The sequence below is a fragment of the Bacillus thermozeamaize genome (assembly GCA_002159075.1).
Classification (GTDB): Bacteria; Bacillota; Bacilli; order ZCTH02-B2; family ZCTH02-B2; genus Bacillus_BB; species Bacillus_BB thermozeamaize.
On sequence record LZRT01000094.1, the window covers coordinates 115,825 to 136,440 of the forward strand.

Genomic DNA, 20,616 nt, shown 5'->3' on the forward strand with positions numbered 1-20,616 from the left:
CGATATTTACCAGTGCGACATTTGCCAAAGAGGCGGCTTTGGGCGTTATTGTCTGGGCTGATTGTCGTCCTCGGCATTGATCATGTGCTCGGCAGTCAGAACCAGCCGGTGGAAGAATAGATCCCGCGCGGGACCTTCCAAGCCCACTTCATCCATCGCCTGTGCCATGCAATTCAGCCATGCTTTGGCCCGTTTCGGCGTGATGGGAAAAGGCAGGTGGCGCATCCGCAAGCGGGGCGGGCCGTATTCATCGGTGTACAGGGAAGGGCCGCCCAAAAATTGGGTGAGGAACTTGTATTGTTTTTCCATCACCGGCGTCAAATCCTCAGGAAAAATCGGACTGAGGTCCGGGTCCGCTTTGACTCGCTTGTAAAATGCTTCAACCAATTTCCGCAGGCGCTCCGCTCCGCCGATGGCCTCGTAGGGCGTTTGTTTCGGAGATGGAGAAAACGGGATTTGTTGCGGCTGATCGGGAGTCATGCCTTTGCACCTCTTTCTGAAGATGCTTTCCGTTGTTTTTGGATTTTTGTCCTGGGAGCGAATTTCAGGTATAGTGATCCACAGTTCCTGATTTTCTATTGTACACGATTCCGCCTTTTCTTCACATACAATGAAAAAAGGTTCACATCCTGCATTCGACACCTATCAAATGCACAGGAGGGAAAAACCAGATGGCTGAACAGAACACGTACACATTGCCGTCGCGTGACGAGATTGACGCGCGTTATAAGTGGAAACTGGAAGACATTTATCCGTCTGATGAACAGTGGGAGCAGGATTTTGCGGAGGCCCGGGCGATGGTTGAAAAGTTTTCCCAGTACCGCGGGCAAGTGACAGCGTCGGCTGACAAGCTGCTCGAAGCGATCAGGGCGTACGAACAAATCAACCAGCGGCTGGAAAAGCTCTATGTCTACGCGCGGATGCGCAGCGACGAGGATCAGACGGTGACTAAATATCAAGCCATGTCTGACCGGGCACAGGGTTTGAGCGTGCAAGCAAACAGCGCGATGGCGTTTTTTGTTCCGGAAATCCTGTCGTTGGATGAGCAGAGGTTGGAACAGTTTTTCCAGGAACGGCCCGACCTGCGTCTGTATGACTTTTTTTTGCAGGAAATTCTGCGGGAAAAGCCGCACCGTCGCACACCCGAAGAAGAAGAGATCATTGCCATGGCCGGCGAACTGGCCCAAGCGCCGACGAACATTTATTCCATCTTGAATAACGCAGAGATTCGGTTTCCGACTATCCGGGATGAACAGGGGCAAGAGGTTGAACTGACAAAGGCGCGGTTTCTCACTTTCATGGAAAGTCCAGACCGGCGGGTGCGCCGCGATGCTTTCAACGCCATGTATGAGACGTATGGTTCGTTCCGGCATACGCTGGCCGCCAGTTTGAACGCCGGCGTGAAGCAGGAAATCTTTTTTGCGCGGGTGCGCCGTTTTGGTTCCGCTCTGGAAGCGGCGCTTCATCCCGATCATGTGCCGGTCGAAGTTTATCATTCCTTGATTGACACGATTCATGAACATCTGCCTCTCCTGCACAGGTATATGGAACTCCGCAAAAAACTGTTAAAGCTGGATGAACTCCATATGTACGACCTGTATGTGCCGCTGGTTGAAAATGTGGAGATGAAAATCCCGTATGAAAAGGCGCTTGAATTGGTGAAAGAGGGACTGCATCCGCTGGGAGAAGAATATCAGCAGTTGCTCGAGGAGGCGTTTGCAAGCGGCTGGATCGATGTGTATGAGAACCGGGGGAAACGCGGGGGCGCCTATTCATGGGGAGCTTACGGCACGCATCCATATGTGCTGCTCAACTACCAGGAGAATCTGGACAATGTGTTCACGATTGCCCATGAGATGGGGCATGCGCTGCATTCGTATTACTCTGATCGCGAGCAGCCCTATATTTACTCCCAATACACCATCTTTGTCGCGGAAGTGGCCTCCACCCTGAATGAGGCGTTGTTGATGGATTACCTGATGAAGCGGACGGAAGATCCAAAACAAAAAATGGTTCTCGTCAATCATTACCTGGAGCAGTTCCGCGGGACGGTTTTCCGTCAGGTGAAGTTTGCCGAGTTTGAAAAAATCATTCATGAGAAAGTGGAAGCAGGCGAGGCATTGACCGCCGATCTGCTCTGTGAGATTTATCTTGACCTGAACAAGACCTATTACGGTCCGGCGATGGTGGTGGATGAAGAGATTGCCGTCGAATGGGCGCGCATCCCGCATTTTTATTCCAACTTTTACGTCTACAAATATGCCACCGGCTTTTCTGCCGCACAAGCCCTTGCCAACAAAATTCTCACAGAAGGGGCGCCTGCTGTGGCCCGTTACCTGGAGTTTCTCAAGGGAGGGGGTTCCGATACGCCGATCAACCTGTTGAAAAGGGCGGGAGTGGATATGACCAAGCCGGAACCGGTGAGGGAAGCGATGCGGACATTTGGCCGCCTGCTGGATCAGTTGGAGGAGCTGGCAGAAAAACAAACTTCCTGACCGCATCTTGCGTTTATGAAAGAAGAAAATTATATACAATTTTATACAATAGCTGCTATAAAACTGGACAATTTCATATTCCTCTGTTATAATCTGAAGGTCACCAACCCGCAAGCGGAGGTGTTGCATGAGGAAACGAGCAACTTGGATTGGTGCCGCCATGGCTGTTCTGGTGGTGGCCGGGCTCTTTGCCGGGACGCTGACCTTTCTCGGGACACAGAAGGAGGTCAGGCTCCTCTTCAGTGACCGGGAACAGCCACTTACGGTGAGGTCTCATGGTGAGACGCTGCGTTCGCTGCTGAAGAAAGCCGGGTATGACCCGGAGCGGGTAGCGGAGCAGTACCGGAGCAACCTTCCGTGGGAGGCGGTCATCAATCGGGATACGCAGGTGCAATTCCAGCGTATCTATCAAGTGACGTTGACCGAAGCAGGGCAGCAGCGGGAGTATCGAACCACTCAGCGGGACGTCCACGCTTTTTTGAATGAACTGGGGGTTTCGCTAAGTCCGCTGGATCAAATCAATGTGGACCTGAATGCTCCGATTGCGGACGAAATGCACATCATCATCGACCGAGTAGAAAAGAAACAGGAGAAGCGGCAAGAAGTTATCCCCTACCAGACGACCTATGAGAAGGACAACCGCCTCGCAAAGGGAAAGGAACAGGTGTCGCAGCAAGGGAGAAACGGCTACCGGACGATTCGCTTGATCCATACTTATAAAAACGGCAAAAAGATCCGTACAGAGCGGCAGGTTGTGGAAGAGGTCAAACCGCAACATAAGGTGGTTCGTATCGGCACCAGGGAAATGCCTCGGCCGGAGCGCTACCGGCTCGTGGCTTCCCGTGGCGGTTCGGGGGAGCGGACGGCTTCCCGTGCTGACAAACGCACCCAGACCATTGCCGGGATGCCTTATAAAAAGTCAATTCGGGTGGTGGCAACGGCTTATACCCATACCGGCAGTCGAACGGCCACGGGCGTGTATCCGAAACGGGGAACCGTGGCGGTCGATCCCAGAGTCATCCCTTACGGGACACGGCTCTACATTCCCGGATATGGTGTGGGTGTGGCGCAGGATACGGGAGGCGCCATTGTAGGCAACCGCATCGATCTGTTTTATGAAACATCACGCGAGGCCTACGCGTGGGGGATGCGGACGGTAACCGTCTATATCCTCAAGTGACAAAACATGGCGTGAACTTGGCATGACAGGAAAAGAGGGTGTCCCAGAAGCAGATCAAAACGACTGAGGGACACCCTCTTTTTTGCTCCCTTGACACAGGCAAAGACGATGGCTATCCTCGGGATAGGCGCCAAGGGGCTGGAAGAGGCGCATGTTTCGTGGTGACCAAAGGAGGTCGGGAACGGATAAAGCGAAATGATCAGCATCCAGTTACAGCCAGAATACGTTGAGCAATTGCAAGCGGAACTGCTGGCCTGGTTTCGCCGAAGGCACCGCAATCTGCCCTGGCGGAGGGAAAGGGATCCGTACCGCATTTGGGTATCTGAGGTCATGTTGCAGCAAACGCGTGTCGATACCGTGATCCCCTATTACGAACGGTTTATCCGCCTTTTTCCGACCTTGGAGGATCTGGCGAGGGCGGATGAGGCCGAGGTGCTGAAGGCATGGGAAGGACTGGGGTATTATTCCCGGGCGCGCAATCTCTTGCAAGGGGTGCGAGAGGTTTGCGAGCGCTATGGAGGCCAGGTGCCTGATACAATAGAGGAAATGTTGTCAATTAAAGGCATTGGTCCCTATACGGCAGGGGCCATTTTGAGCATTGCTTACGGGAAACCGGTCCCGGCGGTAGACGGAAATGTGATGCGGGTGATCTCGCGTCTTTTTTCAATTCAGGAGGATATTGCCAAAGCTTCTACCAGAAAGCGGATCGAGGAACTGGTTCAGCGGCTTATTCCGCCTGACGCCAGTTCACACTTTAATCAGGGACTAATGGAACTGGGGGCGCTTGTATGCCTGCCGCGCTCTCCGGCCTGCGAAGATTGTCCGCTTCAGGCATTATGCCAGGCGTATCGGGATGGAAACCAGGAAACATTACCGGTCAAGGCGCAAAAAAAACCACCCCGGCCCGTGGGATTGGCAGCCGCTGTCCTATGGTGGGACGGCAAGGTCTTGATCCGGAGGCGGCCGCACGAAGGCTTGCTGGCCGGTCTCTGGGAGTTTCCCAATGTGGTCTGGGAGGCTTCGTTTGACAGGTGGCGGAACATGTCGCGGGATGAAAAGGTTTTCTGGCTCATCGGCCGCCTGGAAGCCATTTATCCGTTTCGATTTGAAAAGCCGCGCTATTTGATGCCCGTCCGGCATGTTTTCAGCCACATCAAATGGGATGGAGCTGTTTTTGAACTGGCTGTCACCCCGTTGGCAGAATGGCAGTGTCAAGACGAACGGTGGGTGAGTGTGGAAGAATTGTCGCGGCATGCTTTTCCTGTTCCATACGGGAAAGTGGTTCGAACTATCCAGCGTACTCAGCCACGGAAATCATAAAATATAGCGGGAAAGGGGCGGATGACAGGGAATGGAGAGGTCAAATGCTCGGCGTTTTGAAGGGAAGGTCGCCCTGATCACGGGCGGCGGCCGTGGCATTGGCCGGGCGATCGCGAGGCGCCTGGCTGCCGAAGGGTGTGAGATTTACATTAACTTTTTCCGTAACCGCAAGCCGGCGGAAGAGACGGCAGAGGAGATCAGCAGGGAATTCGGCGTGAAAACCCACCTCATCAAGGCCAATGTGGGGGATATGGCCAAATTGCGGGAGATGTTTGCGGAAGTGGAAGCCGCCTCAGGCGGCCTGGATATTTATATCAACAACGCTGCCTCGGGAGTTTTGCGTCCGCTGGTGGAGCTTGAAGAGAGCCACTGGGACTGGACATTGAACATCAACAGCAAAGCGCTGCTGTTTGGCGCGCAGCAGGCGGCCCGGCTGATGGAACGGCGCGGGGGCGGGAAGATTGTCAGCATTTCCAGCCTCGGCAGCACGCGGGCGTTGCCCAATTATACGGCCGTAGGTGCCTCCAAGGCGGCTTTGGAGGCGTTGACGCGATACCTGGCGGTTGAGCTGGCCGAAAAAAACATTGCCGTCAATGCCGTTTCCGCCGGTACAGTGGATACCGACGCATTGAAGCATTTCCCCAATCGGGAGGAGTTATTGGAAGATTCGCAACGTCGGACCCCGGCGGGAAGGCTGGTGGAACCGGATGATGTGGCCAAAGTGGTCGCCTTTCTCTGTTCGGAGGATGCCTGGATGATCCGCGGCCAGACCATTGTGGTGGACGGCGGCATGTCACTCTTGCTTTGACGCTGGTTTTGCTGGTTCGCTCTGTTCCGGATGGGGCTCCTGACTTGTCTGCAGTTGTTGAACCATCAGGCCGACATGCCTGAGCTGAGCGAGATATTCCTCGGCAAACAGGAGCACCGGCAATACCTCGGGATGGCCTAAAAAGGGGGCCAGCGGCAGGGGCTGCAGCTCATGTTCCTCGCCGTCAAGGCGTGCCTCCCTGAGCTTTTTTTCAAAGAGCAGGTAAATTCTCTCCTGTTCGCTGGCCATCCGCTCCAGCCAGTTGAGCAGTGCCTCCTGCAAATCAGGCGGGAGGTGCTCCAGTGCCGTGCGGTGATGTTCTGCCTTCTCGAGGAATCGCAGCGCTTCGTCGGCCAATTTGAGCATTTCCCGGTATACGACCAGTTTGCGCCATTGCGAGAAACGGGTTTTCTGAAAATAGGTTTTTTCCTCCTGCAGCAGGAGGTAGAGGTTTTGTGTGTTTTCCTGCAGTTTTTTCATTTCCTGGATATCTTTGCGGCTTTCCTTGGCGTCGCGGGCCGGATCGAGAAGAAAGCGCAGGGAAAGGGCGATCTGTTCCATCAATTGTTTATGCTGGGCGAACAGCCTTTTTTCGTATTGCGGCCGGAAAAAGATGATATTGATGGCCAGGGAAGACAGGACTCCGATCAGAATCAGGAAAAAACGATCCAATCCATACTGCAGGAACTCCTCTTTCGGGACAGTCATCATCGCCAGAACGGTGACCACGGCCAGCTGGGTGCTTTTTTCATACTTCAATTGCAGGTTAATGCCGATGACCAGCATCACCACCATGGCGATGATGAGCGGTCCATTTCCCAGGAACAAGGTAAACAGTGTGGCGATGATCGCTCCTATGATGTTGGATTGTACCTGTTCCAGGCCGTTTTTCCAGGAACGATAAACAGATGGCTGAATGGACAAGGCAGCCGCGATCGCTGCCAGGACAGGGGGTTCCAGATTCAGCCAGATGCTGGCGTACAGGGCCAGGATCACCGTCAGCCCTGTTTTGAAGATCCTTGCGCCAAAACGCATCGCGTTTCCTCCTCCGGTTGTCCAGGCCTTTCGGGCAGCGCAAACGGTTACGGGTTATGACGGGCAAGTTCCGCAAAGGCCTCATCCACCGCTTGCAGTGTATCGTCGATGTCCTGGTCGGTATGGGCCAATGTGAGAAACCAGGCTTCAAACTTGGAAGGCGGCAAATAAACGCCCCGTTCGAGCATCAGATGGAAAAAGCGGGCATACTGTTCGCCGTCGGTTCGCTGCGCGTCGTCGTAATTTCGCACCGGATGACTGCCGAAGAACAGGGTCAGCGCGCCGACCACCCGGTTGACCGTGACGGCGATGCCGTGCCGTTGGGCCGCTTCCAGGATTCCCTTTTCCAATCGCCGGCCGAGCCGATCCATGGTTTGATAGACGGTCGGATCTTGCAGCAACTCCAGGCAAGCCATGCCGGCTGCCAGCGAAGCGGGATTGCCGGCCATCGTCCCGGCCTGGTAGGCGGGGCCAAGCGGTGCCACCTGTTCCATGATCGACTGCCTGCCGCCATAGGCGCCAATCGGCAGGCCGCCGCCGATGATTTTTCCCATTGCGGTCATGTCCGGTTCTACGCCCAACAGATTCTGGGCGCCACCGTAGTGAAAGCGGAAGGCCGTGATCACTTCATCGTAGATGACCAGCGCGCCGGCCTGGTGAGCCAGCCGGTTTACGCCTTCCAAAAAACCTTCCGCCGGCGGGACGATGCCAAAATTGCCGACGATGGGTTCGACCAGTACCGCCGCCACATCCTCTCCCCAGGTGTCGAGCGCTTCCGCCAAGGCGTCCAGATTGTTGTAGGGAACGGTGATCACTGTTTCGACAATCCCTTGCGGAATTCCGGCGCTGTCAGGCATGCCGAGGGAGGATGGTCCGGATCCGGCGGCCACGAGGACCAGATCGGAATGGCCGTGATAGCATCCGGCGAACTTGACAATTTTTGTTCTTCCCGTGTAGGCGCGGGCCACCCGGATGGTGGTCATCACCGCCTCGGTTCCCGAGTTGACGAAGCGGATCCTTTCCAGTGAGGGAATGGCCTCCTGCAGCATCTTGGCAAATTGGATCTCAAGCGGTGTCGGTGTGCCATAGAGGACGCCATTTTCCGCCGCCTTCAGGATGGCCTGTGTGATGTGCGGATGCGCGTGCCCGGCGATAATTGGTCCGAAGGCCGCCAGGTAATCGATGTACCGGTTGCCGTCCACATCCCAGAAATAGGCTCCCTTGGCTCTTTCCATCACGACAGGGGTGCCGCCGCCTACGGCCTTAAAGGAACGGGAAGGGCTGTTGACGCCGCCCACGATATAGCGCTCCGCCTCCCGGAAAAGCTTTTCGGAATTGGGTCTTGGAAAATAAGCTGGCTTCATGTTTTCTCATCTCCGTATGCATGGTGCTGTAGGATGAATGAACTAGATTTACATCTGCGTCTTCCAATTTTGTCAAAAAGGCGGTGCTGTGGCAAGATAAGACTGGGATTGTCCCGAAACGGAAAACGGGCAGCGTGAAAAGGAGCAATAAAAACAGATGGATCGGTCCGTTCGCACGAAAAAAATATTAAACATCCTGGAACAGACGTATCCGGATGCCCACTGTGAGTTGAATTACAGAAACCCATTTGAATTGCTTATCGCGACCATCTTGTCGGCGCAATCCACCGATCAGCGGGTCAACGAGGTGACGGCCGAACTGTTTCAGAAATACCCGACTCCGGAAAGTTTCCTCACCCTGTCGCAAGAAGAACTGGCGGCGGAAATTCGCGGGATCGGACTGTATCGGAACAAGAGCAAAAATATCCTGAAAACCTGCCGCATTCTCGTGGAAGAATATAACGGACAGGTTCCTTCCGACAGGGAAGCGCTCGAATCGCTGCCGGGTGTGGGAAGAAAAACGGCCAATGTGGTATTGAGCAACGCATTTGGCGTTCCCGCGATTGCCGTCGATACCCATGTGTTTCGGGTGGCCAATCGGCTGGGCCTGGCTGACAGCGATGATGTCCGGGAAACGGAAGAGCAACTGATGCGCCGCATTCCCAAAACGAAGTGGTCGCAGGCGCATCATTGGCTGATTTGGCACGGGCGGCGGATCTGCCACGCCCGAAACCCTCAATGTCACCGTTGTCCGTTGCTTGAGGTTTGCCGCTATGGACAACAGCGGAAATAAAAGGTGGCTCCCGCTTTATTGACAAGGTTTCGACAGATCACATAAACTATTTATAATGATTCTAAAATCGTTTGGGGAATAAACGGAGGGTTGCAGCGTGTTGCCCGAGCAAAGTGGCTGTCACGGAGGAACGATGAACCGTGTACAGCAGCGGATCAATACAGCGTTTGACAAGTTAAAAGCGACTGGCGTTCGGATCACTCCGCAACGCCAGGCGATTCTGGAATTCTTGATCCGGTCGATGAAGCATCCGACGGCGGACGAAATCTACAAGGCGCTGTCAGACCGGTTTCCAAATATGAGCGTCGCTACGGTATACAACAATTTGCGTGTGTTTAAAGATATCGGGATCGTCTCCGAGCTGACCTTCGGCGATGCCTCCAGCCGGTATGACGCAAATATTGAACACCCGCACTATCATGTGATTTGCAAGTCGTGCGGAAAAATTGTCGATTTTGAATATCCCTCGCTGGCGGAGCTGGAGCAGGTGGCCTCCCGCCACACCGGGTTTACGATCGACCATCACCGCTTGGAAATGTACGGGACATGCCAAGACTGTGAGCGCAAGAAAGCGGCGGAATAAAAAGGCGAAATGAAAAGTCGTATGAATGACTAAATGACCAGTTACGAGCGTATCAATGCGCGCGACGTCGCGGCGTATAAAACGTATAAAATGACGTGCAAAAGACGCGCAAAATCCTGCTCAGGAAGATGGCGGCGTATGCTCCGGCTGTTTCGGGGCATTTTGTTGTTCCGGAGCGTATTTCGGATCAAAGGTGAGTGTTACGCCACAGAAGAGACACTCATCGGTTTTGCCGATCACTTTGGTGATCCGATTGCAACGCGGGCAAACCACTTTCGGTGCGCCATTGGAGAGCGTGCCGGCGAAAATATAGATGATGGTGCTGAACGCCAGCATGAGAATTCCCAAGGTCAGGAACACGAAAAGACCAGGCCGCCACAACAGGCCGATATACATCAAGATAACTCCGATGAAGATCAGGAGCATCGCGATCGTACGAAACTTGTTCAGCTTTCCTGTAAACAGCATCAGAATACCTCCATTTCGCCAACAGTATAGCACAATCTCCGTGCTTCATCATCCGAATTTCTTTCAATTGCAATCGCAATACATCGGGTGTTGATCTTTCCGCAAACCTGTGCTAAGATACCAATTGCCCCTGGAAATCAGAGTGGCAATCGTTCTGCCAGGGAGAAGAAAATGTTGCAAACCCGTTCCTCGGGTGTTATAATTTAAAACGTGCTTGTTCCTCCGTAGCTCAATGGTAGAGCGCCCGGCTGTTAACCGGTAGGTTACAGGTTCGAGTCCTGTCGGAGGAGCCATCTTGGAGAGATGTCCGAGCTGGTCGAAGGAGCACGATTGGAAATCGTGTAGACGCCCAAAAGCGTCTCGTGGGTTCGAATCCCACTCTCTCCGCCATTAAAAAGGTCATGTGGCCCGTTGGTCAAGTGGTTAAGACACCACCCTTTCACGGTGGTAACAGGGGTTCGAATCCCCTACGGGTCACCATCTGGACGGTTAGCTCAGCGGGAGAGCGCTCGCCTCACACGCGAGAGGCCACTGGTTCGATCCCAGTACCGTCCACCATCAAAAAAACCGTCGCGGGGTGGAGCAGTTGGTAGCTCGTCGGGCTCATAACCCGAAGGTCGTAGGTTCAAGTCCTACCCCCGCAACCAATGTGGAGCTGTGGTGAAGTTGGAGTTCACGCCTGCCTGTCACGCAGGAGGTCGCGGGTTCGAGTCCCGTCAGCTCCGCCATTTTTTTCGTGGTTCGGTAGCTCAGTTGGTAGAGCAGAGGACTGAAAATCCTCGTGTCGGCGGTTCGATTCCGTCCCGAACCACCATGTTAGGGGCGTAGTTTAACGGTAGAACAGCGGTCTCCAAAACCGCCAGTGTGGGTTCGATTCCTGCCGCCCCTGCCAAATTGATATTTTGATACGTGGCGATCGTGGCGAAGTGGTTAACGCACCGGATTGTGGCTCCGGCATTCGTGGGTTCGAGTCCCATCGATCGCCCCATTGGGGAGTAGCCAAGTGGTAAGGCAACGGACTTTGACTCCGTGATGCGTAGGTTCGAACCCTACCTCCCCAGCCATCAAAACGGCTCATTTATCAGCAGATTCCATATAAACAAGACCATGTTTCAATCAAGCGGAAGTGGCTCAGGGGTAGAGCATCGCCTTGCCAAGGCGAGGGTCGCGGGTTCGAATCCCGTCTTCCGCTCCATTTTGATCATTGTATAAAGATCTGCGTATGAGAGCGTGGCGGCATAGCCAAGTGGTAAGGCACGGGTCTGCAAAACCCTCATCCCCGGTTCGAATCCGGGTGCCGCCTCCATTTATTATTTCCGAAGAGAACGATGCAGCCGTTGTCATGTTGCGATGATCTTGCTTCAACAAAGAGGAGGCGTCAACGGGCAACCAGACCGTAACAAGCGGATGCTGGTTGCCTTTTTGGTTTTCCGGCACTTGTGTCATTTGTGGTTCTTTTTGTGGCGTTGCTTGTCTATATATGAAGTATGATTGCTGACGAAACCATTGACGAAAGCCGCAGGTGTAAAATGGAACACTGGATTCTCGCATTTTTGGAACGGTTCGGCTATCTTGGCGTCTTTTTGCTCATTGCGCTGGAAAACGTGTTTCCGCCAATCCCTTCCGAGGTGATCTTGACTTTCGGCGGCTTCATGACCACATACACCGGTCTGACGGTGCCGGGTGTCGTGGCTGCGGCCACTGCCGGCTCGCTTGTGGGCGCGGTCATTCTGTACGGAATCGGCCGCTTGCTGGACGCGGACAGGCTGGAACGGCTGGTGGCGCGATGGGGTCATGTGCTGCGCGTCAGGCCGGCAGACATCCAGCGAGCGGACGCGTGGTTTAAAAAATACGGCTACTGGGCTGTTTTTGTTGGCCGGATGATTCCTTTGGTGCGCAGCCTGATTTCCATTCCTGCCGGGATGTCGCGAATGAATTTTTGGGTTTTCCTTTTTTTCACTGCGGCGGGAACGGTGATATGGAATGTGGCGCTTGTCTCGACAGGCGCCCTGTTGGGCCAATCGTGGGAAACGATTCTTCATTACATGGACGTCTACTCGTATGTGACTTACGCCGTTCTTGGCTTGGGAGCCGTGATTTTCTTCGTATGGTGGTTTCGCCGGAGCCGTTCCGGACGGTAAGGTTTCAAGCGGAAGACGGCCTGTCAGAAACATGTGCCGGTCAGAAATGCGAATAAGGGGAACAAAGAGGCATGGATACAATATTGGGTTTGGGAATGTTGTTGAAAGCGCTGATTTTAGGGTTGGTCGAAGGGGTGACTGAATATATTCCCGTTTCGTCGACGGGACACATGATCATCGTGGATGACATGTGGCTGCGGTCGGAGGAATTTTTGACCAAATACGGCGCCAATACGTTTAAGGTCGTGATTCAGCTCGGCTCCATTTTGGCCGTTGTCATTCATTTTTGGGACCGCTTTATGGGGCTTTTGGGACTGTCCAGGCGTCATGAAGTCTTGCGGGGCCGGGGCGGCGGGTTGCCGCTGGGGAGGCGGAACAAACTGACGCTGGGGAAAGTCATTGTCGGTTTGTTGCCGGCGGGTGTTTTGGGATTGGCGTTTAAAGATTTCATCGATGATTATTTGTTTTCGACCCAAACGGTGCTGTGGGCTTTGGTAATCGGAGCTCTGCTGATGATTCTTGCGGACCGGGTGGCTTCCAGAAACGCCAAACACATAAAAACGCAGACGGTGGACGATGTGACCTATGGGCAGGCGTTTTTGGTCGGCTTGTTTCAATGCCTGTCTTTGTGGCCCGGGTTTTCCCGTTCCGGCGCCACCATTTCCGGCGGTGTGCTGCTCGGCATGAGTCACCGGGCGGCGGCTGATTTTACGTTCATCATGGCCGTCCCGATCATGTTCGGAGCCAGCCTGGTTTCGTTGCTCAAAAACTGGGAATATATCACGTGGGAGATGTTGTCCTTTTTTGTGGCCGGCTTTATCAGCGCTTTTGTGTTTGCGTGGCTGTCCGTCGGTTTTTTCTTGAAAGTGATTTCCAAGGTCAAGTTGTTGCCGTTTGCCATTTACCGGATCGTTTTGGCTATCGTGATTTGGCTGGTTTATTTTTAAAAAAAGGGCAGATGAAACACCCCGTCACGTTCAAGAAACGTGACGGGGTGTTTTTTCTTTGACAGCTCCTTTTACTGCGTTGAAGACGGCATTGTCTTCCGGTCGGATCGGGCAAGTTCGCGCTTGACCACCGGGGCCACCTCGGTGCCCAAGAGTTCGATGGCGCGCAGCACTTTTTTGTGCGGCAACGTGCCCACGGTCAACTGCAAGAGGAAGCGATCGTGGCCGAAGATTTCATGCTGGAACAGGATTTTTTCAATCACCTGCTGGGGACTGCCGACAAAATCGGCGCCCCGAAGCGAACAGGAAAACTCAAATTGCTCCCGCGTCATGGGCGGCCAGCCCCGTTCCTGTCCCAACCGGTCCATAACCGTCTTGAACGCGGGAAACGCGGTGTCGACCGCTTCTTGCGATGTGTCGGCGAGGAAGCCGTGAGAGTTGATGCTCAGGCGAGGCTTCGGATGTCCGGCTTTTTGCGCGGCTGTCCGGTGCAATTGGGCAAAAGGCGCAAACCGTTCCGGCAAGCCGCCGATGATGGCCAGCGCCATGGGCAGACCGAGTGCGCCCGCGCGGATGGCCGACTCAGGGGTTCCCCCGACGGCCACCCAGACCGGCAGCGGATTTTGCAGCGGCCGGGGATAGACGCCGCGGTTGTCGATGGGCGGGCGGTGATTTCCCGACCAGGTGATATGTTCCGACTCCCGCAATTTGAGCAGCAGATCGAGTTTTTCCGCAAACAGTTCGTCGTAGTCCTTCAGGTCGTAGCCAAAAAGAGGGAACGATTCGATAAAGGAACCGCGGCCCACCATGATTTCGGCCCGGCCTTGGGATAGCAAGTCCAAGGTGGCGAATTGCTGAAACACCCGGACCGGATCGTCGGAACTCAAGACGTTCACCGCGCTGGTCAACCGGATCCGTTTCGTGCGGGAAGCGGCGGCCGCCAGCACCACGGCCGGTGCGGAAACGGTGTAGTCCGGACGATGATGCTCGCCGACGCCGTACACGTCGAGGCCGACTTGATCGGCCAATTCGATTTCTTCCATCAGGCGTTGCAACCGTTCGGAGGGGCTGATCAACTGGCCGGTTTCCGGATCAACGGTTCGTTCGCCAAAGGTATAGATGCCGATTTCCATCGGTTGGCGCCTCCTTAAACTTGCCGATGATAGTGTGTGATTAGGCACACCATGTCATGTTTGGATCGGACACATCATCAAACACATATACAGATGGAAAACCATATATTAGATACATATTACTCCCATATTACTCCGTTGTTGCGACACTAGGCAACACGCACCTGACAGTCACCACGGGTGCATGGACGGGACTGTCGGCCAAGGCGGGGAGTTCGCGAAACATAGGTAATTCAGAAGTTTCCATGATAAAATGATCGTGATTGAAAAAGGAGGGGAGAAACAGATGTCATTCGTAAACAAGCTGTTGGCAAGTGTTGGTATTGGTTCGGCAACGGTGGACACGAAAATTTTTCGCAGCCAGCTGGTTCCCGGGGAGAACGTGGATGGGATCGTGCAAATCCGGGGAGGGAATGTCGAGCAGAACATTGACGGTATTTACCTTTCTTTGTTCACGACATACGAGCTGAAAAAAGATGACCATCGGGTAACCGCGCAAACCGAGATCGGCCGCTACCAATTGACCCAGCCTCTGGTCATTCGCCCAAATGAAGTCAAAGAAGTTCCCTTTTCCTTTCAATTGCCGCTGGATACCCCGATTACGATCGGTAAAACCAAGGTATGGGTACGGACTGGACTGGACATCAAAAATGCCGTCGATCCCGCTGACCGTGATTACATATCCATTGTCCCGACACCATTGGTCGGAGCATTTTTTGATTCATTGAGCAAATTGGGTTTCCGCTTGCGGAATGCCGATTGTGAACAGGCAAAAGGGATTTTCCGCAAACGGCTGCCCTTCATCCAGGAATTTGAATTTGTACCCGTGAGCGGGGCGTTTAGAGGGAAGCTGGACGAATTGGAGGTTGTCTTTTTTCCGAACCCTGACGGTGTTGAAGTGTTGATGGAGGTGGACAGGAAAGCGCGAGGATTTGCCAGCTTATTGGCCGAAGCGCTGGAAATGGATGAAAGTCTGGTGAGATTTTTTGTCTCGGAACGGGATATTCCTCATTTGACCGAAATCATTCGCTCCGTGATAGCCCGTTACAGTTAAACCGGATGAAAGAACGCGGAATGTTTATGGGATACCGGGCACACCCGAAGCGGCGGATATGGCGCTGGACGGGCATGCGCGGAGTGACAGGACATCGGGACAGGTCATCAGGACAGGACATCGGACGCGGTGAACGCCGCGTCCGATTTTGCATCTTCAGGGCATTTCACATGCGACACGACACGGTTGATCGCGTGATTTTCGTCATTGGGATTTACCCCTTTTTTCGGCATTTGACACAAAGCATGATCTTTGATAAATTATTCATCGATAATGAGAATCGTTATCAATTATCAATGCAAAACATCCGGAATTCTTCGTTGAAAAGCTGATCAACCGTCAAGGAGAATCAGGGCATATGGAGCAAAAAGGAGGGCGTCATGTCAACAAACAGACTGCAACTGGCCGGTGTTGTTCTTGTCGCTTTCATGCTGCTGCTGACTGCTTGCGCAGGTGCCGGCAATTCCGGTGGTGAAAATGCGGCGACGCCGTCATCAAAGGAAACCTCAACATCTTCGTCCGCCGGATCGGCTGAGCCAAAAACCCGTTCCTTTCAGACCGTCAAGGGAGCGGTGGAGATACCGGTCCATCCGCAGCGGATTGTGACCGATTATTATGCAGGCGAATTGCTCGCGGTCGGTGCCAACGTGGTCGGAGCGGTGTCGACCGCCTTTGACAATCCGTTTTTGAAGGATCTTCTGAAACGGGCGGAAGATGTGGGCGATCCGATCAACGTGGAAAAAGTGTTGGAGCTGAATCCGGATTTGATCATCGTGATGTATGACAAAAACTATGATGCCCTCTCCAAGATCGCCCCGACATTGCATATTCCATACGGCACGGCGTCCGATATTTATGAAACCCTGACGTTGTTTGGCGACATCGTGGGGCAGCCCGAACAGGCCGAGCAGTTTATCGCGGAGTATGAAAAAAAGGCGGCAGAAGGCCGGGAAAAGCTGAAAGACGTGATCGACGAGACGGCTACTTTCGGGTTGTATGAATTGACGGATAAAGGCGAATTGTGGATGTTTGGGGATAATGCGGGAAGAGGCGGACAAGCCATCTACAATGCGTTAAAATTGAAAATGCCGGAGAAGATGGCGAACACTGGAGAACAAGTGTTTCAGCTTTCCATGGAAGTGCTTCCCGAGTATGCCGCGGATTACATGTTTCTGACCGTGTACGATCCGGAAAACAGGGGCGAAGCGTTGAAACAACTGCAAAACTCTCCCATTTTGCGTGACTTGAAAGCCGTCAAGAGCAACAGGTTGTTCATCAACGACTTCAACACGTTTTATCCTTACGATCCGATTTCCATCACGAAACAAATTGATTTGTTCGTGGAGATGATTGTGGAAAGAAGCAAAGGGAACGAAAAATGATTTGCGCATCTTGCGATCTGTTTCGATCTTGCGATCTGTTTCGCCAGGATTGCCGTACCGGTATTTGATCTTTATCCAGGAGAGGTCCTTGGCGCAGGGACGGTTTATGGCATCCGTTTGAGTGGAAGAACGTTTGCATGGAAGAATGTAGACCGTGTGCCGCTGACTGCGGAAAAATGATCATGGTGTTGGCCAACCGGTAAAGGTGGAGAATGGAGGGATCCGGATTGCTGCGCCGGTTTTTTGCCTATTACCAGCCCTACAAAGGGCTGTTTCTTTTGGATTTTTTTTGCGCTGTGGGGGCTGCCCTTTTGGAGCTGGGTTTTCCCCTGGCTGTGAACAAAGTGGTGGACGACTTGTTGCCGACGGGCAATTGGTGGTGGATTTTTTGGGCCTGTGTCGGCTTGCTGGTCTTGTATTTGATCAACATGGGCCTGCACTTTGTGGTCACGTACTGGGGACATATGCTCGGCATCAACATCGAAACCGACATGCGCAAAAAAATGTTTGACCACTTGCAGAAGCTTTCTTTCCGCTTTTATGACAACCACCAAACGGGAGAACTGATGTCCCGCATTTCCAACGATTTGCTGGATATCGGGGAAGTGGCGCATCATGGCCCGGAGGATCTGTTCATCGCCGTCATGACGCTGCTCGGGGCATTCGGCGTGATGCTTTCCATCAATTGGGAGCTGGCCTTGCTGACGTTCGCCGTCGTGCCGTTCTTGCTCTGGCTGGCGACCTACTTCAATCAAAAAATGACCGCAGCGTTTCGGCGGATGATGGCCGAACTGGCCGGCATCAATGCCCGCGTCGAGGAAAGCATCGGCGGCATCCGCGTCGTCCAGGCCTTTGCCAACGACGAATACGAAAAGGAATTGTTTGCCCGGAACAACCAGCGCTATCGAAAGGCCAAGCTGCTTGCTTACAAGATCATGGGGTGGAGTTTTTCCGCCAATTACATGTTGATGCGCCTCATTACCGTGTTTGTGCTGTTGAGCGGAACCTGGTTCGTCATCCGGGGCAAGTTGAGCTATGGGGAATTTCTCGCCTTTTTGCTGCTGACGAATGTGTTTTTGGGGCCGATCCAGAAAATCAACGCCGTCATCGAAACATACCCGAAAGGCATTGCGGGGTTTAAGCGTTATCTCGAAATCCTGGATACGGAACCGGACGTGACCGATGCGCCGGACGCCGTGGAAATCGGCCCGCTTCGGGGAGAGATCCGGTATGACCGCGTCACGTTCGGCTATGAGAAGGACAAGCCGATCCTGAAAAACATTTGCATGTCCATACGGGCCGGCGAAACCGTCGCGATTGTCGGCCCGTCGGGGGCGGGGAAAACGACGCTGTGCAGTCTGCTGCCCCGTTTTTATGATGTGACGGAGGGCAGCATCACCATTGACGGGCGAGACATTCGGACGATCAAACTGGCCTCGTTGCGCAAGCAGATCGGCATCGTGCAGCAGGATGTTTTTCTTTTTTCCGGCACGATTCGGGAGAACATCGCTTACGGCCGTCTGGATGCATCGGAGGAAGAAATCTGGGAAGCGGCGAGACGGGCGCGGCTGGACGATTTTATCCGTTCGCTCCCCCAAGGGCTGGATACGGTGGTCGGCGAACGGGGTGTGAAGCTTTCCGGCGGGCAGAAGCAGCGTATCGCCATCGCGCGGATGTTTCTCAAAAACCCGTCCATCCTGATTTTGGATGAGGCCACCTCTGCGCTTGACGCGGAGACGGAGGCGGCCATTCAGCAATCGCTCGCCGAGTTGGCGGAAGGCCGTACAACCCTGGTGATTGCCCACCGCCTCGCAACGATCATAAACGCGGATCGGATTGTGGTCATCACGGAGCAAGGGATCGCCGAGATGGGAACGCACCAGGAGCTGCTGTCAGCCGGCGGCTTGTACCACCGGATGTATAACATGCAGTTCGGGGCGTAGCGTCCTTGTCCAGGAGCTAAACTTTTCCGTCGTTCAAGGCAAAAAAAGCGCCATGCCGGCGCTTATTTTGTCAACAACCGTACCAGATCGTCCATCACTTGTCTGCCGGCAATGGCGCCGCTGTATAGCCAACTGCTGGAGGAGCTCAATTCATACACGCGGTTTTCTTTTACAGCTGGCAGGTTTTTCCAAATCGGCTGGTCCAGCACTTCTTTTCCTCCCGGGCCGTCGCTGTTGACCAGGAAAATGTAGTCGGCATCCAGTTCAGCAAGCTTTTCCAGCGTGACGGGTTTCCATGACGCGTTGTCATCCTTCGGCAAATTCAACACCAACTCGGGAGGCTGTAATCCCAAATCCCCGTACAATACCGAACCGCATGCCATTGATTTATCGACGATGAAGAACGATTTTTGGACCAGCCACAAGGTGGCGACCTTCTTGCCTTTCAGGATGGGGGCAATTTTCTTTTTGGTCTCCTCTACTTTGGCGTCGTATTCTTGCAGGACCTTTTGAGCCTGTTCCTCCCGGCCCAGCAATTCACCGATTTTTGTCAGCGTTTTGCGCCAGTCCTTGACCAGGTCGTCTCCCAGAACAAAGGTGGGAGCGATTTTGCCATACTGTTCGTACATGCCGTTTTGCACCAATGTAGACGACCCGATGATGATAAGGTCCGGATTGAAACTGAGCACTTCTTCCAGAGGGAGATTGTAGCTGATTGTCGGAATTCCCTCCAAACCTTCCGACTGCAGATATTCCTGTTTTCCGTTTGCAACCATCCATTGCGCCACAGGTTTGACGCCCAAGGAGAGAAGATGATCTTCCAGATAGGTGGCCAAGATGCGTTGCGGGTTGGCGGGAATGGTCACCTGATGGCCCAATGCGTCCGTCATCACTTTTCCGGTCCCGTTTGCATTCCCGCTGTTCTTTTCCTCAGTCGCTTGCTGGTTCTGCCCTTTTTCCCCGCCGGATTCCGCCGGTCCGGTCGGCCCCTGGCCGCATGCCGTAACGGCGAAAGCGAACACGAAAGCCAAAATCAGAATGAATGCCGTCTTCATTCTACGCCTTAGTCGCGATGGATCGCGTCTCATGAATATCTCCTCCTGTAGCATTGGGTATGTATACGACCATAATGATATTGATAATCACTTTCAGTGTCAATCACATGTAAGGCGCCATTTTCGATCAATTGCACAATAGGCGTGGGCGTCCAGCTTGGTGTCTTCTTTCGCCCGAATGATTGCGTCCGAAGAACGGACGGCAAGGTTTTTTCTGTTTACAGACCGTCGGTTGGTTTTTATAATACAAATACAGTTCCGATAAAAGGATTTGCGAAAGGTGGACAGCAGCGCGATGAAACGGGAGCTGAAACGGGAACGGACCAGGCAGTTGATGCTGGATGCGGCCAAACAGCTGATTCAGGAAAAAGGATGCGCCAACATGACGTTGAGCGACATCATGGAGCGCTCGGGATTGTCAAAAGGGGGGATTTACCACTACGTCAAAAGCAAGGACGAACTGTTGAGCTGGGTGTTGCTGGAATGGCTTGAGGAAACAAACCGGCGGTTTTTTGCGGCCACGGCGCTTGAACCCAAAACGTTCGATAGGCCCATGCAGGAAATTGTCTCCCGCCTGCCGGATTTGGAAGATCCGGGTAGTGTGGGCAACCAGGTGTTGATGTATTTGCTGGGAAAATGCCATCAGCCGGAAGTGAAAGAAGTCATGGGCCGATTTTACGAACAGGCGTTGCGGGCATCGAAACGGTGGATTGCCGCCGGGCAGGAGGCGGGGGTCATTCCTTTATCCGTGGATGCCGACAAGACGGCTGAATTGTTTGTGTTGATTTCCATCGGGCTGCGCGTGCGCGGTTTTCTGTCTTCGGGCAATGACGCTTTCGGAAGCGCCGAATTTGCCGCGTTGATGACCGGCATGCTTCAGCCTGCAAACCATGCGCGGTAAGGGAGTGGAACGGG

19 protein-coding genes and 12 tRNA genes are annotated in these 20,616 nt (G+C 53.7%); 25 read left to right on the forward strand and 6 right to left on the reverse strand.

Annotated features, from left to right (window positions below; all coding sequences use genetic code 11):
- Positions 1 to 45: 45 nt before the first annotated feature.
- Entirely contained in the window at positions 46 to 480 is a 435-nt protein-coding gene (locus BAA01_01625) for a globin (protein OUM86072.1), read from the reverse strand.
- 191 nt (positions 481 to 671) lie between these two features.
- Between BAA01_01625 and BAA01_01630 the strand changes: the two genes are divergently transcribed.
- The 4 genes from BAA01_01630 (at position 672) to BAA01_01645 (ending at position 5,803) form a co-directional block, all read left to right on the forward strand.
- A complete protein-coding gene (locus BAA01_01630; GenBank protein OUM86073.1) occupies positions 672 to 2,495 on the forward strand; it encodes an oligoendopeptidase F in 1,824 nt (607 codons plus the stop codon).
- A gap of 127 nt (positions 2,496 to 2,622) precedes the next feature.
- Positions 2,623 to 3,675 (forward strand): hypothetical protein, encoded by a 1,053-nt coding sequence (locus BAA01_01635; protein ID OUM86074.1) that lies wholly within the window; start codon positions 2,623 to 2,625, stop codon positions 3,673 to 3,675.
- 195 nt (positions 3,676 to 3,870) lie between these two features.
- Positions 3,871 to 4,995 carry an A/G-specific adenine glycosylase gene (locus BAA01_01640; GenBank protein OUM86075.1) on the forward strand — a complete coding sequence of 375 codons (1,125 nt, stop codon included), beginning with the start codon at positions 3,871 to 3,873 and terminating at the stop codon, positions 4,993 to 4,995.
- Between the two features lie 31 nt (positions 4,996 to 5,026).
- On the forward strand, positions 5,027 to 5,803 hold the full coding sequence (locus BAA01_01645; GenBank protein ID OUM86076.1) for an enoyl-[acyl-carrier-protein] reductase: 777 nt from the start codon (positions 5,027 to 5,029) through the stop codon (positions 5,801 to 5,803).
- On the opposite strand, the gene BAA01_01650 is transcribed toward BAA01_01645, so the two are convergent.
- Complete coding sequence (locus BAA01_01650) at positions 5,789 to 6,838, reverse strand: hypothetical protein (GenBank protein OUM86077.1); 1,050 nt, start codon at positions 6,836 to 6,838, stop codon at positions 5,789 to 5,791. The two genes, BAA01_01645 and BAA01_01650, sit on opposite strands and share 15 nt — an antisense overlap.
- A 47-nt stretch (positions 6,839 to 6,885) precedes the next feature.
- Positions 6,886 to 8,202 carry a glutamate-1-semialdehyde aminotransferase gene (locus BAA01_01655; protein ID OUM86078.1) on the reverse strand — a complete coding sequence of 439 codons (1,317 nt, stop codon included), beginning with the start codon at positions 8,200 to 8,202 and terminating at the stop codon, positions 6,886 to 6,888.
- A 157-nt stretch (positions 8,203 to 8,359) separates the two neighbouring features.
- On the opposite strand from BAA01_01655, the gene BAA01_01660 reads away from it, so the two are divergent.
- Positions 8,360 to 8,995 carry an endonuclease III gene (locus BAA01_01660; GenBank protein OUM86079.1) on the forward strand — a complete coding sequence of 212 codons (636 nt, stop codon included), beginning with the start codon at positions 8,360 to 8,362 and terminating at the stop codon, positions 8,993 to 8,995.
- Between the two features lie 133 nt (positions 8,996 to 9,128).
- Entirely contained in the window at positions 9,129 to 9,578 is a 450-nt protein-coding gene (locus BAA01_01665; GenBank protein ID OUM86080.1) for a transcriptional repressor, read from the forward strand.
- Positions 9,579 to 9,698: 120 nt separating this feature from the next.
- Here BAA01_01665 and BAA01_01670 read toward each other — a convergent pair whose 3' ends face one another.
- Positions 9,699 to 10,052 (reverse strand): hypothetical protein, encoded by a 354-nt coding sequence (locus BAA01_01670; protein ID OUM86163.1) that lies wholly within the window; start codon positions 10,050 to 10,052, stop codon positions 9,699 to 9,701.
- A 212-nt stretch (positions 10,053 to 10,264) separates the two neighbouring features.
- Here BAA01_01670 and BAA01_01675 point away from each other — a divergent pair.
- The 14 genes from BAA01_01675 to BAA01_01740 all read left to right on the forward strand — a co-directional run bounded on the left by BAA01_01675 (position 10,265) and on the right by BAA01_01740 (position 13,134).
- A tRNA-Asn gene (locus BAA01_01675) sits at positions 10,265 to 10,339 on the forward strand.
- Positions 10,340 to 10,343: 4 nt separating this feature from the next.
- A tRNA-Ser gene (locus BAA01_01680) sits at positions 10,344 to 10,436 on the forward strand.
- Between the two features lie 15 nt (positions 10,437 to 10,451).
- Positions 10,452 to 10,526: transfer RNA gene (locus tag BAA01_01685), tRNA-Glu, on the forward strand.
- 3 nt (positions 10,527 to 10,529) lie between these two features.
- Positions 10,530 to 10,604 (forward strand) — tRNA-Val (locus BAA01_01690).
- 13 nt (positions 10,605 to 10,617) lie between these two features.
- Positions 10,618 to 10,693: transfer RNA gene (locus BAA01_01695), tRNA-Met, on the forward strand.
- A gap of 4 nt (positions 10,694 to 10,697) precedes the next feature.
- Positions 10,698 to 10,774 (forward strand) — tRNA-Asp (locus tag BAA01_01700).
- Positions 10,775 to 10,784: 10 nt separating this feature from the next.
- Positions 10,785 to 10,860, forward strand: a tRNA-Phe gene (locus BAA01_01705).
- 4 nt (positions 10,861 to 10,864) lie between these two features.
- Positions 10,865 to 10,938, forward strand: a tRNA-Trp gene (locus tag BAA01_01710).
- A gap of 20 nt (positions 10,939 to 10,958) precedes the next feature.
- Positions 10,959 to 11,034: transfer RNA gene (locus BAA01_01715), tRNA-His, on the forward strand.
- 1 nt (position 11,035) lies between these two features.
- A tRNA-Gln gene (locus BAA01_01720) sits at positions 11,036 to 11,110 on the forward strand.
- Positions 11,111 to 11,166: 56 nt separating this feature from the next.
- A tRNA-Gly gene (locus BAA01_01725) sits at positions 11,167 to 11,241 on the forward strand.
- 37 nt (positions 11,242 to 11,278) lie between these two features.
- Positions 11,279 to 11,352 (forward strand) — tRNA-Cys (locus BAA01_01730).
- Positions 11,353 to 11,575: 223 nt separating this feature from the next.
- The gene (locus tag BAA01_01735) at positions 11,576 to 12,187 is read left to right on the forward strand and encodes an alkaline phosphatase (protein OUM86081.1); all 612 of its coding nucleotides are present in this window, start codon (positions 11,576 to 11,578) and stop codon (positions 12,185 to 12,187) included.
- A 71-nt stretch (positions 12,188 to 12,258) separates the two neighbouring features.
- Positions 12,259 to 13,134, forward strand: coding sequence for an undecaprenyl-diphosphatase (locus tag BAA01_01740; GenBank protein OUM86082.1), 876 nt, complete (start codon positions 12,259 to 12,261; stop codon positions 13,132 to 13,134).
- Positions 13,135 to 13,205: 71 nt separating this feature from the next.
- On the opposite strand, the gene BAA01_01745 is transcribed toward BAA01_01740, so the two are convergent.
- A complete protein-coding gene (locus tag BAA01_01745) occupies positions 13,206 to 14,267 on the reverse strand; it encodes a luciferase (protein OUM86083.1) in 1,062 nt (353 codons plus the stop codon).
- A gap of 286 nt (positions 14,268 to 14,553) precedes the next feature.
- Between BAA01_01745 and BAA01_01750 the strand changes: the two genes are divergently transcribed.
- From BAA01_01750 to BAA01_01765, 4 genes are all read left to right on the forward strand, one after another.
- Positions 14,554 to 15,321, forward strand: a complete 768-nt coding sequence (locus BAA01_01750) for a sporulation protein SpoOM (GenBank protein OUM86164.1) — start codon at positions 14,554 to 14,556, stop codon at positions 15,319 to 15,321.
- Positions 15,322 to 15,341: 20 nt separating this feature from the next.
- Positions 15,342 to 15,653 carry a hypothetical protein gene (locus tag BAA01_01755; GenBank protein OUM86084.1) on the forward strand — a complete coding sequence of 104 codons (312 nt, stop codon included), beginning with the start codon at positions 15,342 to 15,344 and terminating at the stop codon, positions 15,651 to 15,653.
- A gap of 48 nt (positions 15,654 to 15,701) precedes the next feature.
- Positions 15,702 to 16,703 carry an iron(3+)-hydroxamate-binding protein yxeB gene (locus BAA01_01760; protein OUM86085.1) on the forward strand — a complete coding sequence of 334 codons (1,002 nt, stop codon included), beginning with the start codon at positions 15,702 to 15,704 and terminating at the stop codon, positions 16,701 to 16,703.
- Positions 16,704 to 16,930: 227 nt separating this feature from the next.
- Positions 16,931 to 18,646: a multidrug ABC transporter ATP-binding protein gene (locus BAA01_01765; protein OUM86165.1), complete on the forward strand. Its 1,716-nt coding sequence runs from the start codon at positions 16,931 to 16,933 to the stop codon at positions 18,644 to 18,646.
- A gap of 62 nt (positions 18,647 to 18,708) precedes the next feature.
- Here the strand turns inward: BAA01_01765 and BAA01_01770 are convergent, their stop codons facing one another.
- Positions 18,709 to 19,734, reverse strand: a complete 1,026-nt coding sequence (locus BAA01_01770; GenBank protein ID OUM86086.1) for an ABC transporter substrate-binding protein — start codon at positions 19,732 to 19,734, stop codon at positions 18,709 to 18,711.
- A 262-nt stretch (positions 19,735 to 19,996) separates the two neighbouring features.
- Here BAA01_01770 and BAA01_01775 point away from each other — a divergent pair, with 262 nt between their 5' ends.
- The gene (locus BAA01_01775) at positions 19,997 to 20,602 is read left to right on the forward strand and encodes a TetR family transcriptional regulator (protein ID OUM86087.1); all 606 of its coding nucleotides are present in this window, start codon (positions 19,997 to 19,999) and stop codon (positions 20,600 to 20,602) included.
- Positions 20,603 to 20,616 lie beyond the last annotated feature (14 nt).

Coding starts and splice junctions, on each gene's coding strand:
- BAA01_01625 (OUM86072.1), bottom strand. CDS start 480: ATGACTCCCGATCAGCCGCAACAAATCCCGTTTTCTCCATCTCCGAAA.
- BAA01_01630 (OUM86073.1), top strand. CDS start 672: ATGGCTGAACAGAACACGTACACATTGCCGTCGCGTGACGAGATTGAC.
- BAA01_01635 (OUM86074.1), top strand. CDS start 2,623: ATGAGGAAACGAGCAACTTGGATTGGTGCCGCCATGGCTGTTCTGGTG.
- BAA01_01640 (OUM86075.1), top strand. CDS start 3,871: ATGATCAGCATCCAGTTACAGCCAGAATACGTTGAGCAATTGCAAGCG.
- BAA01_01645 (OUM86076.1), top strand. CDS start 5,027: ATGGAGAGGTCAAATGCTCGGCGTTTTGAAGGGAAGGTCGCCCTGATC.
- BAA01_01650 (OUM86077.1), bottom strand. CDS start 6,838: ATGCGTTTTGGCGCAAGGATCTTCAAAACAGGGCTGACGGTGATCCTG.
- BAA01_01655 (OUM86078.1), bottom strand. CDS start 8,202: ATGAAGCCAGCTTATTTTCCAAGACCCAATTCCGAAAAGCTTTTCCGG.
- BAA01_01660 (OUM86079.1), top strand. CDS start 8,360: ATGGATCGGTCCGTTCGCACGAAAAAAATATTAAACATCCTGGAACAG.
- BAA01_01665 (OUM86080.1), top strand. CDS start 9,129: ATGAACCGTGTACAGCAGCGGATCAATACAGCGTTTGACAAGTTAAAA.
- BAA01_01735 (OUM86081.1), top strand. CDS start 11,576: ATGGAACACTGGATTCTCGCATTTTTGGAACGGTTCGGCTATCTTGGC.
- BAA01_01740 (OUM86082.1), top strand. CDS start 12,259: ATGGATACAATATTGGGTTTGGGAATGTTGTTGAAAGCGCTGATTTTA.
- BAA01_01745 (OUM86083.1), bottom strand. CDS start 14,267: ATGGAAATCGGCATCTATACCTTTGGCGAACGAACCGTTGATCCGGAA.
- BAA01_01750 (OUM86164.1), top strand. CDS start 14,554: ATGTCATTCGTAAACAAGCTGTTGGCAAGTGTTGGTATTGGTTCGGCA.
- BAA01_01755 (OUM86084.1), top strand. CDS start 15,342: ATGTTTATGGGATACCGGGCACACCCGAAGCGGCGGATATGGCGCTGG.
- BAA01_01760 (OUM86085.1), top strand. CDS start 15,702: ATGTCAACAAACAGACTGCAACTGGCCGGTGTTGTTCTTGTCGCTTTC.
- BAA01_01770 (OUM86086.1), bottom strand. CDS start 19,734: ATGAGACGCGATCCATCGCGACTAAGGCGTAGAATGAAGACGGCATTC.
- BAA01_01775 (OUM86087.1), top strand. CDS start 19,997: ATGAAACGGGAGCTGAAACGGGAACGGACCAGGCAGTTGATGCTGGAT.